At 38.3% G+C, this 14,325-nt stretch carries 18 protein-coding genes; 6 read left to right on the plus strand and 12 right to left on the minus strand.

What is annotated here, in order from left to right; all coding sequences use genetic code 11:
* Positions 1–35 precede the first annotated feature (35 nt).
* A complete protein-coding gene (locus EPJ90_RS05765) occupies positions 36–677 on the plus strand; it encodes an RpiB/LacA/LacB family sugar-phosphate isomerase (protein ID WP_125164240.1) in 642 nt (213 codons plus the stop codon).
* Between the two features lie 327 nt (positions 678–1,004).
* Here EPJ90_RS05765 and EPJ90_RS05770 read toward each other — a convergent pair whose 3' ends face one another.
* The 4 genes from EPJ90_RS05770 to EPJ90_RS05785 all read right to left on the minus strand — a co-directional run bounded on the left by EPJ90_RS05770 (position 1,005) and on the right by EPJ90_RS05785 (position 6,828).
* Positions 1,005–3,104, minus strand: coding sequence for a hypothetical protein (locus EPJ90_RS05770; RefSeq protein WP_200542786.1), 2,100 nt, complete (start codon positions 3,102–3,104; stop codon positions 1,005–1,007).
* A 91-nt stretch (positions 3,105–3,195) separates the two neighbouring features.
* Entirely contained in the window at positions 3,196–4,323 is a 1,128-nt protein-coding gene (locus EPJ90_RS05775) for a hypothetical protein (protein ID WP_200542787.1), read from the minus strand.
* Between the two features lie 106 nt (positions 4,324–4,429).
* Entirely contained in the window at positions 4,430–5,602 is a 1,173-nt protein-coding gene (locus tag EPJ90_RS05780; RefSeq protein ID WP_200542788.1) for an NAD(P)/FAD-dependent oxidoreductase, read from the minus strand.
* Positions 5,603–5,652: 50 nt separating this feature from the next.
* Complete coding sequence (locus EPJ90_RS05785) at positions 5,653–6,828, minus strand: MalY/PatB family protein (RefSeq protein WP_200542789.1); 1,176 nt, start codon at positions 6,826–6,828, stop codon at positions 5,653–5,655.
* Positions 6,829–6,926: 98 nt separating this feature from the next.
* Here EPJ90_RS05785 and EPJ90_RS05790 point away from each other — a divergent pair, with 98 nt between their 5' ends.
* Positions 6,927–7,337 carry a hypothetical protein gene (locus tag EPJ90_RS05790; protein ID WP_161637274.1) on the plus strand — a complete coding sequence of 137 codons (411 nt, stop codon included), beginning with the start codon at positions 6,927–6,929 and terminating at the stop codon, positions 7,335–7,337.
* A 9-nt stretch (positions 7,338–7,346) separates the two neighbouring features.
* Positions 7,347–7,553, plus strand: a complete 207-nt coding sequence (locus EPJ90_RS05795) for a hypothetical protein (RefSeq protein ID WP_125164235.1) — start codon at positions 7,347–7,349, stop codon at positions 7,551–7,553.
* Between the two features lie 79 nt (positions 7,554–7,632).
* On the opposite strand, the gene EPJ90_RS05800 is transcribed toward EPJ90_RS05795, so the two are convergent.
* Positions 7,633–8,529: a hypothetical protein gene (locus EPJ90_RS05800; RefSeq protein WP_200542790.1), complete on the minus strand. Its 897-nt coding sequence runs from the start codon at positions 8,527–8,529 to the stop codon at positions 7,633–7,635.
* Positions 8,530–8,599: 70 nt separating this feature from the next.
* Positions 8,600–8,830: a hypothetical protein gene (locus tag EPJ90_RS05805; protein ID WP_161637272.1), complete on the minus strand. Its 231-nt coding sequence runs from the start codon at positions 8,828–8,830 to the stop codon at positions 8,600–8,602.
* 313 nt (positions 8,831–9,143) lie between these two features.
* Here EPJ90_RS05805 and EPJ90_RS05810 point away from each other — a divergent pair, with 313 nt between their 5' ends.
* From EPJ90_RS05810 to EPJ90_RS05820, 3 genes are all read left to right on the plus strand, one after another.
* Entirely contained in the window at positions 9,144–9,590 is a 447-nt protein-coding gene (locus EPJ90_RS05810; protein WP_125164232.1) for a hypothetical protein, read from the plus strand.
* A gap of 88 nt (positions 9,591–9,678) precedes the next feature.
* The gene (locus tag EPJ90_RS05815) at positions 9,679–10,203 is read left to right on the plus strand and encodes a signal peptidase II (RefSeq protein WP_161637271.1); all 525 of its coding nucleotides are present in this window, start codon (positions 9,679–9,681) and stop codon (positions 10,201–10,203) included.
* 86 nt (positions 10,204–10,289) lie between these two features.
* Positions 10,290–10,706, plus strand: coding sequence for a hypothetical protein (locus EPJ90_RS05820; RefSeq protein WP_161637270.1), 417 nt, complete (start codon positions 10,290–10,292; stop codon positions 10,704–10,706).
* Positions 10,707–10,722: 16 nt separating this feature from the next.
* On the opposite strand, the gene EPJ90_RS05825 is transcribed toward EPJ90_RS05820, so the two are convergent.
* The 6 genes from EPJ90_RS05825 to EPJ90_RS05850 form a co-directional block, all read right to left on the minus strand.
* Entirely contained in the window at positions 10,723–11,331 is a 609-nt protein-coding gene (locus EPJ90_RS05825) for a VanZ family protein (RefSeq protein WP_200542791.1), read from the minus strand.
* Between the two features lie 72 nt (positions 11,332–11,403).
* Positions 11,404–11,826, minus strand: coding sequence for a GNAT family N-acetyltransferase (locus EPJ90_RS05830; protein WP_200542792.1), 423 nt, complete (start codon positions 11,824–11,826; stop codon positions 11,404–11,406).
* A 35-nt stretch (positions 11,827–11,861) separates the two neighbouring features.
* A complete protein-coding gene (locus EPJ90_RS05835; protein ID WP_200542793.1) occupies positions 11,862–12,359 on the minus strand; it encodes a DUF3307 domain-containing protein in 498 nt (165 codons plus the stop codon).
* A 113-nt stretch (positions 12,360–12,472) separates the two neighbouring features.
* The gene (locus EPJ90_RS05840; protein ID WP_161637267.1) at positions 12,473–12,766 is read right to left on the minus strand and encodes a hypothetical protein; all 294 of its coding nucleotides are present in this window, start codon (positions 12,764–12,766) and stop codon (positions 12,473–12,475) included.
* Positions 12,767–12,780: 14 nt separating this feature from the next.
* Positions 12,781–13,479 carry an N-acetylmannosamine-6-phosphate 2-epimerase gene (locus tag EPJ90_RS05845; RefSeq protein ID WP_200542794.1) on the minus strand — a complete coding sequence of 233 codons (699 nt, stop codon included), beginning with the start codon at positions 13,477–13,479 and terminating at the stop codon, positions 12,781–12,783.
* A 4-nt stretch (positions 13,480–13,483) separates the two neighbouring features.
* Positions 13,484–14,317, minus strand: coding sequence for a carbohydrate ABC transporter permease (locus EPJ90_RS05850; RefSeq protein WP_123171223.1), 834 nt, complete (start codon positions 14,315–14,317; stop codon positions 13,484–13,486).
* Positions 14,318–14,325 lie beyond the last annotated feature (8 nt).

Below are 14,325 nucleotides of genomic sequence, written 5' to 3' on the forward strand. Positions count from 1 at the left end.
ACACATCACGTGGATTATTAGAAAGAGGATTAAATATGAAAATCGCATTAATTAACGAAAACTCACAAGCTGCTAAAAACGGAATTATCTTAGCATCATTAACACAAGAGGCTGAAAAAGCTGGACACACAGTTGTAAACTACGGTATGTACAACGGTGAACAAGAACACCAATTAACATATGTTAAAAACGGTCTTCTTGCTTCAATCTTATTAACAACAAAAGCAGTTGACTTTGTTGTTACAGGATGTGGAACAGGTCAAGGTGCTATGTTAGCATGTAACTCATTCCCAAATGTACTTTGTGGACACGTTACAAACCCATTAGACGCTTACCTATTCGGTCAAGTAAACGATGGTAACTGTATTGCAATGCCATTTGCACAAGGATTCGGTTGGGGTGGAGAATTAAACCTTAACTACACATTCGAAAAATTATTCTCAGAATCATTTGGTGGTGGATACCCTAAAGATCGCGTTATCCCTGAACAACGCAACAAAAAAATCTTAGATGGTGTTAAAGAAGTTACACACCAACCATTAATTAAAATCCTTAAAGAAATCGATCAAGACTTCTTAAAAGAAACAATTGACTATCCTGAATTCAAAGAATTATTCTTTGAAAGCTGTCAAGATGCAGAAATTGCTGAATACCTTAAATCAGTATTAGCTGCTTAGTAAAATAATTATTTATACGAAGGCTCCACAAATCATTCGTATAAACATTTCTCCAAATATTACACTGAATCTGTGTCTTACAACTTGTAATTTCTCCTTTATCACAATTCAGTGCCCTTCTACCGGCTTCCAATCGTAGAGGGTCAACTCAATCTTAATTCTCCGATATAGTTAAGGTTAAGTTATGATAGCAGATAGACGTTTACGTCGCTCTTCCTTAATTACACTGCTATCAGTAAGCGCAATGCTATCGCCTATATCCCGTCTTAGTCGATAGCACAAATAATATAATAATATGAAAAAGACCCTGCTTCCTGGGTCTTTTTTTTATCGTTTTGATCGTAACAAGATACCTAGGACGCACAGTAAGGAGCCTAGAAACCAAGAAGATTGCTCTGTCACACCCGTAGCGGGTAAGTGCTTCGGTTTACTGTAAAGGGGATCTTGTTGTTTTGAAGCGTTAGATTGCGATGGTAACATCTGTTGTGGATTCGCATGAGTTTCTGATTTAACGGTTTCCATTGGATTTTGAACACCCATCTTGTCTCCCGAAATGTTGAATGTGGCTGTTGGTATACTTTGATGCGGTTGAGATGCAATGGATTGATTCGCATTCGCATTTCGAACGAGTGGACGCTTAAGTTCCAATGACACCAATTGATTTTGAGTTTGTGTATCACCGTTACCGCCTTGTTGTGCCAATGGCAACTGAGTCGCTTCGAAATTTTGTTCTTGCTTTAACATCTCAGTTACCAAGTGATGCATATCCGAATGCGATGAAGGCTCAATCTTCCCTGCTTTCCCATCTTTCAATACAACCATTGCAGATGCGATGGTTGCTTTAAGATTACTTGACTGTCCTTTTTCTGGCTCTACTAAACTAAGGGGTGAACGTGTCGTTTTCACCGTATCTGTTACAGAATGTCTTGGCCCTACTCGATGACGTAATCTTTCATGTTGAAGTTCTGTGGACAATTCAACAGGTTTTATTTCAAGGTGATCCTGATGTTCAATGATCGAATTGACTGGTGGTAGTGACTCCGTTAACTTAATGGGATAACGTGGCGCTTGAATCGTATGCTTAGCCACTGCACTTGCCCCCGCTTGAGGAGCAGGCGCTACATTTTGAAGTCTTGTAGATGATTCAACATGTAATGTTTTCGATTGATCTGGTTCCCCGATGGATTGACCCACAGGATCGTTTAAATCCGTTGGTTGAGTCAAAACATCCTCAGTTGTTTTTGGAGTCATTGATATCAGGGTTTTAGGCTTTGGATTAAATGGATAGATATTCAAATCATAGTGCTCCATTAAATCAGCTAACGCTTGACTCGTCTTGACCGAATATTTCTCACTCAAACTTTGCTTGGTACTTTCATCAAGTTGATTGAATCGACTTACCATTCGGTTTACAAGAGCATCCACACGTTTATCATGTTTTTCCTTTAAGTCTGATAAACTGCATCCCGGTTTGCGATCATTGCTATACACATGATGAACCATTTGACCAATCGGTGTTTGATGTTCTTCCAATATTCGAACTTCATCCAGCTTATCAAATTCTTTCCCTTTACGTTTTTGATCAAAAAAATCAAAACGTGCTCGAATTCCCATGGGTAAATCGTTCAAAGGTTTGCTTGGATCTTTGGTAACGGATGCGCTGCTTCCTTCCACCTCAAACTTTAATTGACCGTATCCATAGGTGCCATCATCCACAAGGCGAATGTGTTTCATTCCTTGCTCGAGAGTCACTTCAATGCGACCTCCTTCAAAGCTCATCGATGGTCTTGACTTGGAGAGCGTATACCGTTTTACATCCGGTTCTTGCCCTGCTCTTGGACGAATAACAGTCACCGCGATATCCACAAGTTCCTTAAACAGCAAATTATTATGATCATCATTTTCAATATGGAAAGGACTGAGGAACAAATCATATCCCACCATCCCTTTACCATCTTTTTGAACACCTCGATAATCATCATTTACATCCACATACCATTGTGTCGTTCCCTCATCTTTTTTAAGACTTCGAATTTTAAACGGGAGTCGATTCGGTAACGACGCATCATATTGAGGCATAGAAATTGCTTGTTTTCGGACTAAACCTCTCATATCATAACGATTTGTACGAATTACAGGATCCTCCCGTCCTGTATCAATGAGATAGGCATAATTCTGATAATTATCAATCCCTTCATCCAAATCATCTTGTAAGAGTGTGAAATAGTAGTCCAATTCTACCTTGTCACAGACAAACGCTTGCGAACCATCTTCAAACAGTTGGATAACAGGTCTAAAACTATCTTCATGAATCGTATATTTGTCACGTAAGTGCTGACGTGCGGCTGCATCCATTGCATTATCCGCTGCCACAGGCATGATTAAAAACGAACCAATTATTGTAAGTAATATTGCTTTAAATTTCATTGCTAACTCCTTTCGACGCAAGTATAGCATTGAAATATATTAATCAATCTTAAATCGAAACCGTTTGCGTATAAAAAAATGCCCGAAGGCATTAAGACGTTGGAGAACAGGTAAGGTTGTTATCTTGAAGCTCAAGCAAAACAATTTCCAAGGATTGTTGATTTGAGACAGGTTGCATCGGCATCAGCATCGACTCATCAATTTGGTCCCCTTCCAGCATCAAGTTTGTATAACCTGAAGCAATCGCATATGCTTTATGTTTATGTTCATACTGATACACAAACATCAATGTCCCATTTACATAAGATTGTTGCGAGTCACGATCACGTGCATTTGCGATGTTCTTAGGGAGAATTCCATAACAAACATATACTTCTTGCGCGTCCGCATTAACCGTTTCCTCGACACGTTTTTTCGCATCACTTCGAAGCACATCCAGATTATTAATGTGCTCAATGTTTTTAGGTACGACCGCTAACGCATCTACATCAAAAGCCATACTAGTTTGTGCCAACATAATTTGATGTTCTAACATAAACGTTTTCCCTGCTGTAGAAGGTTTAACCGTAACAGTTACAGAATCTCCAATTGATAATTCAGATGGATTGACAATGGCATACTCTAACATCGAAAACAATTCCTTCATCGTATCATCAGCCAGCGTAACCCCTGATGTATCCAATTCCGCAATGCCTTCACCATTGGTTCCACTAAATCGCAATTTAAAACCATCAAAAGGATCAAACACGACCTCATTGTGAATTTCTTGAACGGTAAATACTTTTTCAGTAGCTGTAAATACAAGTTTATTGGAGTCCATAAAACGTTGCGTAGACTCGGGAACACGCGCTTTTAAAACAACACGATCGCCAATTTTTAAATTTTCATTTGGTTCTAGCGAATACTTAATCGCTTTGTGAACGCGATTGAGCTGTGGATCGGACTCAATTAATTTTTTATTGATATCAATGTAGCCGCTTGCCCCTTCTTCATCCCCTTGAAATCGAACACTTACATTGGCAAATGGATCAATTTTCGTAATGCGATAGATATGATCCCAAAGAAAATAACCGCCAACAGAAATAAAACCGAGAATCAACAAGATAATCACACAACGCGTCCGATTCTTATTAGATTCGCTGGGCAAAAAGGTTTGTGTCTTTACATGTGCGCTCAGAGTTTCAGAATGATCATTTTGATTTTGCTGATGATGTGACATAGGACCTCCTTTTCTATAATAATAGCATGGAATGAATTGTTATTGTACCTATATACTGTCCTTTACGATACTTTTATTGAACAAAGAAAAAGCACACCGTAGTGTACTAATCTTCGAGCGCAAAAAGCCCTGCTGTATAGCCTGTTGAAAAAGCGGATGTAATATTAAATCCTCCAGTATATGCATTATAATCCATCAACTCACCACAAAATGAAATGGTTGGATTAATTTTTGATCGCATTGTCTTTGGATCAATTTCTTTAAGATTGACGCCACCATTCGTAACAAATGCATGTGCGAACCCACGTGTAGCATAAACGGTCATTGGGAATTTCTTAAGTGTTTGAATTATCTCATGATCATTCTTACAGAATGTTTTGAAGTACGCGATTAAGCGCTTTGGAATGCCTTTTTCTTGTACAAATGCTTCCCAATCCTCATGAAGCTGTAGTTGTTCAAGTGAAACATTGGGCAAGAAATCGATACTTAAATTGACAGGACTCTCCTTATCGAGAATGCGCATGACATAAAAACTTGCCCGTAATGCCGCAGGTCCTGATATTCCAAAATGCGTAAACAGAAGATCATGCGTAATACTGTGCTTAATTTTTTGACCCTTATAAACATGAATGGTTACATCATGGAAGGACAGCCCTTGTAAGGTCTTCTCTTGAACAAATAGATCATTGGAAACTAAAGGAACCTCAGCAGGCACTAAGTCCGTAATTGAGTGCCCAATCGATTCTGATAAGGCATAGCCGTTACCATCTGAACCCGTTCCGGGTAAAGTACGGCTTCCCGTCGCAAGAATCAGATGATCATAAGGGAATTTTTTTGCTTCCGTATAAACAACATTCCGATCCGTATCAATTCCGGTTACAAATGCATGAAGATGTACTTCCACATCTGAATTTTGAAGTTTTCGATTTAAGGCGTCCACTATATCTTGAGATTTGTTACTTTCTGGAAAAACACGGTGATGATCTTCAATCTTTAAAGGACAGCCATTTTCAGGAAAAAAAGACTGAATATCTTGCGGATTAAAATTCGTCAAACTTGAAAAGAGAAATTTACCGTTTTTAGGAACATGTTTGATTACTTCTTCATTACTCACATTCGCCGTAACATTACAGCGGCCGCCACCGGTCATACGTAATTTTTTACCCAAACGTTCATTACGCTCCAATAAAATAACATGGGCGTGAGGATGATTTTTCTTCGCCGAAATTGCAGCCATCATCCCCGATGGGCCGCCTCCAACAACAACAATATTTTTCATATAAAACTCCAATCTTTATCTTATTATACATAAAAAGAGTGATGAATTCATCACTCTTGAATTGCAGATTGGATTCGCTTAAGACCTGCCTTTAAAATTGATTGGGGACAGGCTAGATTCATACGCATAAACCCTTGACCCGATTCACCAAATTTTGAGCCCGGGCTCAAAAACACATCGTGTTCCTGAAGCTTTTCGATAAGCTCCGCTTCCGCCAATCCTGAATCACGGAAATCGAGCCATTGAAGATAAGTTCCTTCAAGTGGACATACACGAATTGGTATGTTTTCACGCGCGATAAATGACTTAACCAGTTGATGATTTGCTGCAATCAAACAAACAAATTCATCAAACCATGATTCGCATTGTGTATAGGCAATTTGAGTTGCAGCAAGCCCGAGGACATTTGTATTCAAAGATCCTCCATCTTGCGTTACTGAATCCTGATATTGATTTCGCAGTGATTGTGACGGAATGATCACATGTGCATTGTGGAGCCCTGCAAGATTAAACGATTTGCTTGCGGATACAAAGGTGATGCTGTGTTGACGTGCTGTTTTGCTTAAGGTTGCATAAGGTATAAATCTGTACCCGGGCATGATTAAATCACCATGAATTTCATCTGAGAAAACGAGTACATCGTATTTATCACAGATTGCTTCAATTTGTTTGAGTTCATGTTCACTCCATACGCGACCAACTGGATTATGGGGGCTACACAGTAACAATACTTTTGTGTTTGCATCTGCTGCTTTCGCTTCAAAATCTTGGAAGTCAATGACGATTACATCATCCACTTCGACAAGCGTGGTTTCAACCACCTTACGTTTTAAATTCTCAATGCTCCGTTTAAAAGGATAATAAACAGGTGACATAATCATCACCCCATCCCCTTCCTTAGTAAACGCTTTGAGGGCATGATTAATCGCCACGACAACTCCGGGTGCTTGAAAGATCCAATCTTGTTTGAGTTCCCATTGATGGCGTCTTTGATACCAACTGATGACGGCCTCATAATACAAAATGCTTGGTGCCGTGTATCCAAAGACCATATCATCCAGATAAGCCTTTAACCCTTCGGTGAGGGCTTTGGGATGATACATATCAACATCCGCGACTGTAAAAGGAAATGCATCAACACCATGGTTGGGCGCATTCTGTTCCATCTCCATCCACTTGTATGAGCGGTCATTGCGACGATTACGTATTGTTTTAAAATTTTCCATACAATCCTCCTAATTTCTACTTTAACAATATCTTCACAATCTTGTGTGAATAACAGCAAAAATCTTATGGTATAATACAGATACAAGGGGTGATTTTCATGCAACAACGTCATTGTGATGAATTAATGCGTGTGGGTAATGAATTAAAACGGGCACTTGAAAATGCACTGGCAACGATGGATGGTGCATCAAATTGGGGTCTTCTTGATCTTTTGAGCGGGAATTATTATATGACATTTACCAAATATCATAAAATCGAATCTGCAGAAGCAAATCTTGCGCATGTAAAAGATTTAGCTCGCCAATTTGAATGTGAACTGGAAGCGTTTGATCAAAGCAACCCCCGTACCCTTGATACGACGCCATTTCATACCATTTCTCATTATTTCTTTGATCATCTTTACGTTGATTTTTTAATTCAAGGCAACATCACGGAAGCCAAAGAAGCGCTGAAAGAGATGATTCGTTGTACAGAAAATATTTTAAGAACTGTGAATGCTCAATCTTAAGGAGGCTTTATGATTAAGACGAAAGTTTTTCATGACCATAGTCATCAAAACGAAGCACCGCTCGATGCTTTAGAACAAATGGAACGATTTATTAATCAAGAGGATGTTGAGTATCTCGGTCACTCCCATGCCAACCGTACATCCCGTCAACACTTAATCGGTTGGACGGAAAGTCATTATGACCGTGAAATTATTCTCGTATATAATCAGAAATAAGTCATAACATAAAGCCCTTATTCAGTTGAATTTGAATAAGGGCTTTATTTATCGATTTCGATTCGCGCGGTGAATAAGTTTAGATGTGGGTATCGCGGAATGCTTGTAAAATACCAAAGGCATCGCGGTGACGCATTAATCTATGATACTGTTTCTTATTGCGAGCATCATCAAGGCGCCGCATTTGATAAGCACGAACATCCATCTGGGATCGGTCAAGTATTATTATTTGATTAAACGCATAAGCAAAGACAACGATGCGATAAAGCGGCGAGATTCCTGTAACTTCAAACGTTCCATCTTCTAAAACATCTTTTAACGTACGCTGAATCTCAGCTTGTATCCATTCAAAGTGATTCTCTAACACATGATGGTTTAAAAGCTGTTCGATGTGATTAGGCGCAACATTTTGAATCATAAAATGTTCTAATTTTTGGGATGGAATTTCAAAATCAAGATGATCATATTTTAAGGAATCCGCATAGATTGTTAAGATGAGGTTGTCAATGGGAAACGTGGAATCCGTCAAAACCATGGCCTGATAAAGCGTATGCATGCATTGGAGTCCAAATTCTGACATGTGAAGCATCTGCTCCACAAATTGATTTAAAACCCGTGTGCGGGGATCAATGGCAGCATGACGCAATAAATACAACGCACTGAATAAAAGCAACCCCAGCCAAAGACTTGAGAAGATTAAGAGGTGTAAACGGGATAATCCCATCAAATCCCCTCCCGTAATACCCACTAAGATTAAAATTGACGAAAGTCCAATAATCATGCGTTCATTAAACTTAAATGTTAATTTACGTTTTTGATATAAAAAATCAAAATAGCATTCCAAAAAAAACCAAGAAAGTAAGATTGTAAATACCGCAATGGGAATCCCTGAAGTAGGTGACTTATAGAAAAATGAATAATACGCATACGCCATCGCACTTGCAAACAACAGCCATTTAATTTTAAATCTTTGCATATAAGCCCTCCTTAATCGCTCTCATTATATCAAGTTTTATTTCACCCGTCTTTGATAATCATCTCATATTTTATGGATTGCGTCGGTTTTGATCCCAAGTGGTCGCATACATAATTTCAAACGTTGTACGTGTCGTAGAAAACCGTAATAAGTCTCGAAGCGAGACAGAAGACAGTTTGGATGAATGTTTGATCATCATTGCCCATTCCAAAGCGATGGTGGACACTTGGTAAACATTCGCAAACGTATTTTTTAAAACTTGGTTTTTCATATTCGCAAATAAATCTAAAACTGCACTCATTTGATAATCCCATCGCAAGACTTCTTGTTTTCCATCAAAAGCGTTAACAACGACGATTGTACAATAAAGCCCCAGAACACTTCCTTACGGTATTGTAATCCACGTAATAATAGCGGAAAGCACTTCAAGAAAAAACCAAACATTTGTTATTTTCTTCATAAATATCCCCTCAAATATTAGCTTTATGATAGCAACTTTTTGTTTAACATTCAGATTGTAAACAAAGGGTGGGTAATAATTTCATGATTTTTCAAGCGTTTCACTCATTGTTCATGTTTTTATCCGTTATAATAGATAAAACAAGGAGAAAAATATGGCAAATTTAAAAGATTTGGTAAAGCAATTTTTACCACAAGATGAAACAACCGATGCACTCATGGATAACTTCGATGTGAAATCATTGATGGGGCTTGCAAGCAATCCTTCCGCAATGGTTACTGAAATGTTGAAGAAAACAGGTCAAGAAGATTTAGTCCAAAATCTTATGAACCAAGCCCTTTCCCATTTCACAAAAACAGAAAGCAACAAAGGGAATCAATTCTTTGATGTAATCATCCAGGCCATTACATCACAATTAAGTATGGATACCGGTGTTAAGGTTGTAAAATCATTAATGGAAACCATGATTGGTAATAAATCATTTGATGTTGTTAACGATTTAAATCACGCTTTAACGTCACAAGACGTCAAAGAAGAAACACGTGGATCGATCGTTGATACCATTACACAAAAAGCATTTGATTTAGTTAAAGGGGCTTAAAAGCACTAAAGTACAACACTTTAGTGTTTTTTTTGCACCTAAATATCACACATCCAACCTATAATTATCATGCATAGGGGGGATTCTTATGAAAACTGTTTTATGGGTATTTGGCTTTCTTCTTGTTGATCAAGGAAGCAAGTATTATGTTGCTTCGACTTTGAATCAATCAACGCTTTATCTCTGGGGCGATTCACTGCAAATCCATCCACAAATAAACACCGATTTAAGCTGGATAAACCACTTCTTAAAAGATACATTTAACCTTAGTATTTCAGCTCATTTTATGCTGATGATGCGCGTGTTCATATTGCTCATGATTGTAATGTATTTAATTTACCATGTTGGTATCGATAACCGCCGACTTGATAGTCATTACCGCATCAGCATTGCCCTTATTTTAAGCGCAACCCTTGCATCCATTCTCGATCAAACCTTATGGGGTGGTTCCTTTGATTGGATTCAATATACCACGCAATCATTAACACAATTCTCTTTTGATTTAAAAGACTTATTTCTCGATTTAGGGCTGCTTTCACTCGTTGGTGCCATGCTTATAAACCACGAAGGACGCTTATCAGAAATCATTTTTTTACGTAAATGGGTCAATTAGGACGTAAATACGACTGTTAAGCACCTTTTACGTTATTCCGGCTTCCCTTACGATATACTCAATCTATAAATGATGGAGGTCGCGTTATGACAGAACAATATGTTGAAATTCAAGAAGCAATTCAAGCTGGAGAACAACTCTTGTATCAATTGGAACAATCACGTGCTCAATTAAAGAAAGCATCGGATTGGGGCCTGTTTGATATGTTTGGGGGAGGAATGTTTGTGACAATGATCAAACATAACCGTATTAATGAAGCAAAACAACATATGAATGATGCGCAGTTTCTCCTACAACGATTCAGTAAAGAATTACGGGATGTGCACGGTACCTTTGATGACCTTGGTGATTTGAATGGTTTTTGGACCTTTGCAGATTATTTTATGGATGGTTTTTTTGCGGATTATATGGTGCAAACAAAAATAAACAATGCTCTTTCGAAACTTGATGGTTTAATTCATAGTGTTCGCGGTATTGTTAATGACCTCCATCACATGCAATAAAAAAGACGCAAAGCGTCTAAATATTATGAGATCTTCGTTCGGGTATTAGGGCGAAGATTTTTTCAATTGCAGGAGCGCATAGAATGTACAAGGACCAGCCAATCATGCCACCAAAGGTATTGGATAAGAGATCGTTAATATCCGCGACACGACGTGTATACAGCGTTAACTGCATCATAAGTTGAGTCATCTCAATACACAGTGAGAAGGTCATACTTAATAGCACAATTTTAATAAAACTTGGTTTTTTAAGTTTATAATTCATTAAAAAACCAAACGGCACCAACATCACAATATTTGGAATTAAATAATCCATATAACTGGAATACTGACTAACAAAAAGATCCACAAAAAATGGCTGGGTATTGTAATTCAGTCCAAACTTGAGTGCTTGATTCGCAATAATCTGTTTATCATTCATCGGAATTGGTAGCAGTGCGACTTCAAAAACACCACAAAAATAGATAAAAAACAGACTGTTTATAATACAGTCACTACGTTCTTGTTTTCGAAAGTATATAAAATAACACATGATAAACAATGCAATGTATAAGTAAATGCCGGTATTCAGTTGGACGGGTCCATTGCGAAAAGCATCCAACCATGCACTGATTAATATGATCACCAAAAACTCCTTTACGGGTTACGCTAACTGTCATTGTATCACATCTCTTCCAAGAGACCAATGCGTCTAAGATTAAAGCATTTTCACAAATTTATAATGGGTTGATTCAAAGCCATGCGCTGTATAAAATGCATGCGCTCGTTTTCGTTTTTTATTTGTCGTAAGCTCTAATTGAAGTGCTCCCATTTCAATCGCAAATAATTCCGCATGATTCAGTAAAGCCGCTCCATAACCTTGACCGCGACAGGATGGATTCATCACAAAATCATTAATTTCCGCAATCAAACCACTGTGATGAAGTTGCACATCCACTCGCATATTCAAACACCCCACAACCTCCTGTTTATCTTCATACACAAACATGTGCATGGAGGGATTGGAATAGACCGCATCAAAAGCAGTACAAAATGCTTCATAGGGAAACTCTGTATCCTCTAAATCATTCATTAAATGCCAAATCGCAGGTAAATCATCCATTTGTGTTTTTCGTATCATCACATTTCTCCTTTTAAAAAACAGGCCTTGGCCTGTTAGACATTTATAAGATTCAAAGAACCTTTATTTAATTTAACAAAAATTTGGATGGGTCTTGTCAACACAAGTATTGCAAGAACAACACTTAAACATACTGTTGCATTCATTCCAAAGACCGTATGAATTTGCGTAATCTCTGTAAAGAATTGGTGTCTAAAGAAATATTCCGAAAATGCATAAAGAATTCCAAAATGAATCAATTGACTGATACCTTCCACAAAACTGGTACGACCCCATACCCCTTTCAATTCACATTGAACAAGTATTGCTTTCATTAACTCTAAAATAAAGTGAATAAAAACAATTGCCATAATATACATTAAGGCTTCGCCATCAAACATAAACGCAAACACGCCAAATACAACTGCATGCACCCCAATATGTGCAATCAACCAAGAAAATGATGAGCTCTTGTTCTCAAACATTTTATTGGATTGTAGATGGAAATCTGCAAGAATATGTAGAATGGCAACATATAAAAACAAATTAATCATAACCTTCTCCATTCGTTCCCACTTCATTAGAGTATACATGAACTGTTTTTATAATATCAAGTATTTTTTACAAAAATAAAAAGGCAAGTGGTGACTTTGCCTTTTTAGGAGAATTATTTCATAAAAATACGAATGCGATCCATTGCGACAAGGGATCCATTATACAAGACACTTGCGGCAACAACGGGCATATAAATAAAATAAAGTGCATAAGCTTGCTGGTTCGATGGTACAAGACCTTTCGCTGCAAGAGCTAAAAGCAAGAGAATCGAAACCGCATTAATAATGAGAGGTGGTAACCATCGTTTGGAGGTCACTTTATTCAACAGGAATGTCGCTAATACCGATAAACCCATAAACACGATTCCATAATAGAACCATCCGATAATTAATTGACTTAAAGTCATCAAACCAACTCCTTCTAGTTTTCGTTCATCGCTTTCACAAAGCGATTTGTGATTTCTTGAGGTCGTGTAATCGCACCCCCTACAGTAACACAGTGAACCCCACATTCAATCGCTTTTCGCGCTGCTTCAGGAGCATGAATTCGTCCTTCCGCAATCACGGGTATGGATACGTTTTGAACTAAGTCTACCATCAGTTGATAGTCTGGTCCTTCCAGTTGGGGTGAGTAATCGGTATAGCCACTGAGTGTTGTACCCACACAGTCCATACCGATCGCTTCACAATGCATCCCTTCTTCTAACGTTGAAATATCACCCATTAAAATACAGTCTGGATATTTCGTCTTAATTTCATGAATAAATGTTTCGATGGTTTTACCATCGCCACGCGGTCTTAAGGTTGCATCCAAGGCAATAATATCACAACCGGATGCTACGAGCGCATCAATTTCAGTCATGGTTACTGTGATATATTGTTGGTAGTTTGGATAAGGTTTTTTAATAAGCCCGATCACTGGAAGATCCACTGCAGCTTTTATTTGCTTGATATCCGTAACCCCTTGTGCTCGTATTCCTACAGCACCTGCTCGTGCTGCTGCTTGAGCCATTAACACCATGATCCCACCCTCTTCACGATAAAGAGGCTCATCGGGAAGGGCTTGACATGAAACGACAAGACCCTTCTCGAGTTGTTTAAAAATACTATGCTTTTTCATATGCTTATCCTTTCACAGCACCTACTGTAACACCTTGTGTAAAGAAGCTTTGGAAACAGAGGAACACAACAATCATCGGTAAGGATGCAAGTAATGCCCCTGCCATTAGAAGTCCGTAGTTTAATGAGAACTCTGCAGACTGTGCCATGGAAGCAAGGCCTAATGGAAGTGTCTTCATAACTTCCGAGTTTGTAAAGACAAGTTGTGAGAAGTAATCATTCCAACTTGAAATAAAGGTAAAGATTGCAAGCGCTCCAATCCCTGGTTTTACAATTGGAAGTACAATGTGCCAGAATTTCTTAATTTCACCACAGCCATCGATGTCCGCAGATTCTAACAAAGAATCTGGAACAGCATGCGAGAATTGTTTCATTAAGAAGACGCCAAAGGGCCATCCAACTGCTGGAAGAATGAGCGCTGCATACGTATCCATTAACCCAAGTTCGGTAATAAAACGTAGAAGCGGTATTAAGATTACCTGTTTTGGTAAAGCCATCGCAGCAATAAAGATTGCGAAGATCAGCTTAACCCCAGGGAATTTTTTCTTCGCTAAGGCATATCCAGCAAGCGAAGCAGTTGTACACACTAACAATGTCGTTGTTAAGGACACAAACACTGAGTTAAAGAACCAGCGAGCGGTTAGTGGTTGTAGTAATAATTTATAGTTATCAAATGTTGGATTTAAAGGAAACCACTCGGGTGGCAGGGCAATCGCAACATCTTGTAATTTAAATGAACCGGATGCAATCCAATAGAATGGAAAGATAAAGAATATGGTGAGTGCGACTAAGAATATCATTGAAATGATATTAAAGAGTCCAAATTTTTTAAACTTCATATATGTTC

Source organism: Erysipelothrix sp. strain 2 (EsS2-7-Brazil), assembly GCF_016617655.1.
GTDB classification, from domain to species: Bacteria; Bacillota_I; Bacilli_A; order Erysipelotrichales; family Erysipelotrichaceae; genus Erysipelothrix; species Erysipelothrix piscisicarius.

What these genes read in the sequence shown, in the direction of transcription:
- EPJ90_RS05765 (WP_125164240.1), top strand. Translation starts at nt 36, where the DNA reads ATGAAAATCGCATTAATTAACGAAAACTCACAAGCTGCTAAAAACGGA.
- EPJ90_RS05770 (WP_200542786.1), bottom strand. Translation starts at nt 3,104, where the DNA reads ATGAAATTTAAAGCAATATTACTTACAATAATTGGTTCGTTTTTAATC.
- EPJ90_RS05775 (WP_200542787.1), bottom strand. Translation starts at nt 4,323, where the DNA reads ATGTCACATCATCAGCAAAATCAAAATGATCATTCTGAAACTCTGAGC.
- EPJ90_RS05780 (WP_200542788.1), bottom strand. Translation starts at nt 5,602, where the DNA reads ATGAAAAATATTGTTGTTGTTGGAGGCGGCCCATCGGGGATGATGGCT.
- EPJ90_RS05785 (WP_200542789.1), bottom strand. Translation starts at nt 6,828, where the DNA reads ATGGAAAATTTTAAAACAATACGTAATCGTCGCAATGACCGCTCATAC.
- EPJ90_RS05790 (WP_161637274.1), top strand. Translation starts at nt 6,927, where the DNA reads ATGCAACAACGTCATTGTGATGAATTAATGCGTGTGGGTAATGAATTA.
- EPJ90_RS05795 (WP_125164235.1), top strand. Translation starts at nt 7,347, where the DNA reads ATGATTAAGACGAAAGTTTTTCATGACCATAGTCATCAAAACGAAGCA.
- EPJ90_RS05800 (WP_200542790.1), bottom strand. Translation starts at nt 8,529, where the DNA reads ATGCAAAGATTTAAAATTAAATGGCTGTTGTTTGCAAGTGCGATGGCG.
- EPJ90_RS05805 (WP_161637272.1), bottom strand. Translation starts at nt 8,830, where the DNA reads ATGAGTGCAGTTTTAGATTTATTTGCGAATATGAAAAACCAAGTTTTA.
- EPJ90_RS05810 (WP_125164232.1), top strand. Translation starts at nt 9,144, where the DNA reads ATGGCAAATTTAAAAGATTTGGTAAAGCAATTTTTACCACAAGATGAA.
- EPJ90_RS05815 (WP_161637271.1), top strand. Translation starts at nt 9,679, where the DNA reads ATGAAAACTGTTTTATGGGTATTTGGCTTTCTTCTTGTTGATCAAGGA.
- EPJ90_RS05820 (WP_161637270.1), top strand. Translation starts at nt 10,290, where the DNA reads ATGACAGAACAATATGTTGAAATTCAAGAAGCAATTCAAGCTGGAGAA.
- EPJ90_RS05830 (WP_200542792.1), bottom strand. Translation starts at nt 11,826, where the DNA reads ATGATACGAAAAACACAAATGGATGATTTACCTGCGATTTGGCATTTA.
- EPJ90_RS05835 (WP_200542793.1), bottom strand. Translation starts at nt 12,359, where the DNA reads ATGATTAATTTGTTTTTATATGTTGCCATTCTACATATTCTTGCAGAT.
- EPJ90_RS05840 (WP_161637267.1), bottom strand. Translation starts at nt 12,766, where the DNA reads ATGACTTTAAGTCAATTAATTATCGGATGGTTCTATTATGGAATCGTG.
- EPJ90_RS05845 (WP_200542794.1), bottom strand. Translation starts at nt 13,479, where the DNA reads ATGAAAAAGCATAGTATTTTTAAACAACTCGAGAAGGGTCTTGTCGTT.
- EPJ90_RS05850 (WP_123171223.1), bottom strand. Translation starts at nt 14,317, where the DNA reads ATGAAGTTTAAAAAATTTGGACTCTTTAATATCATTTCAATGATATTC.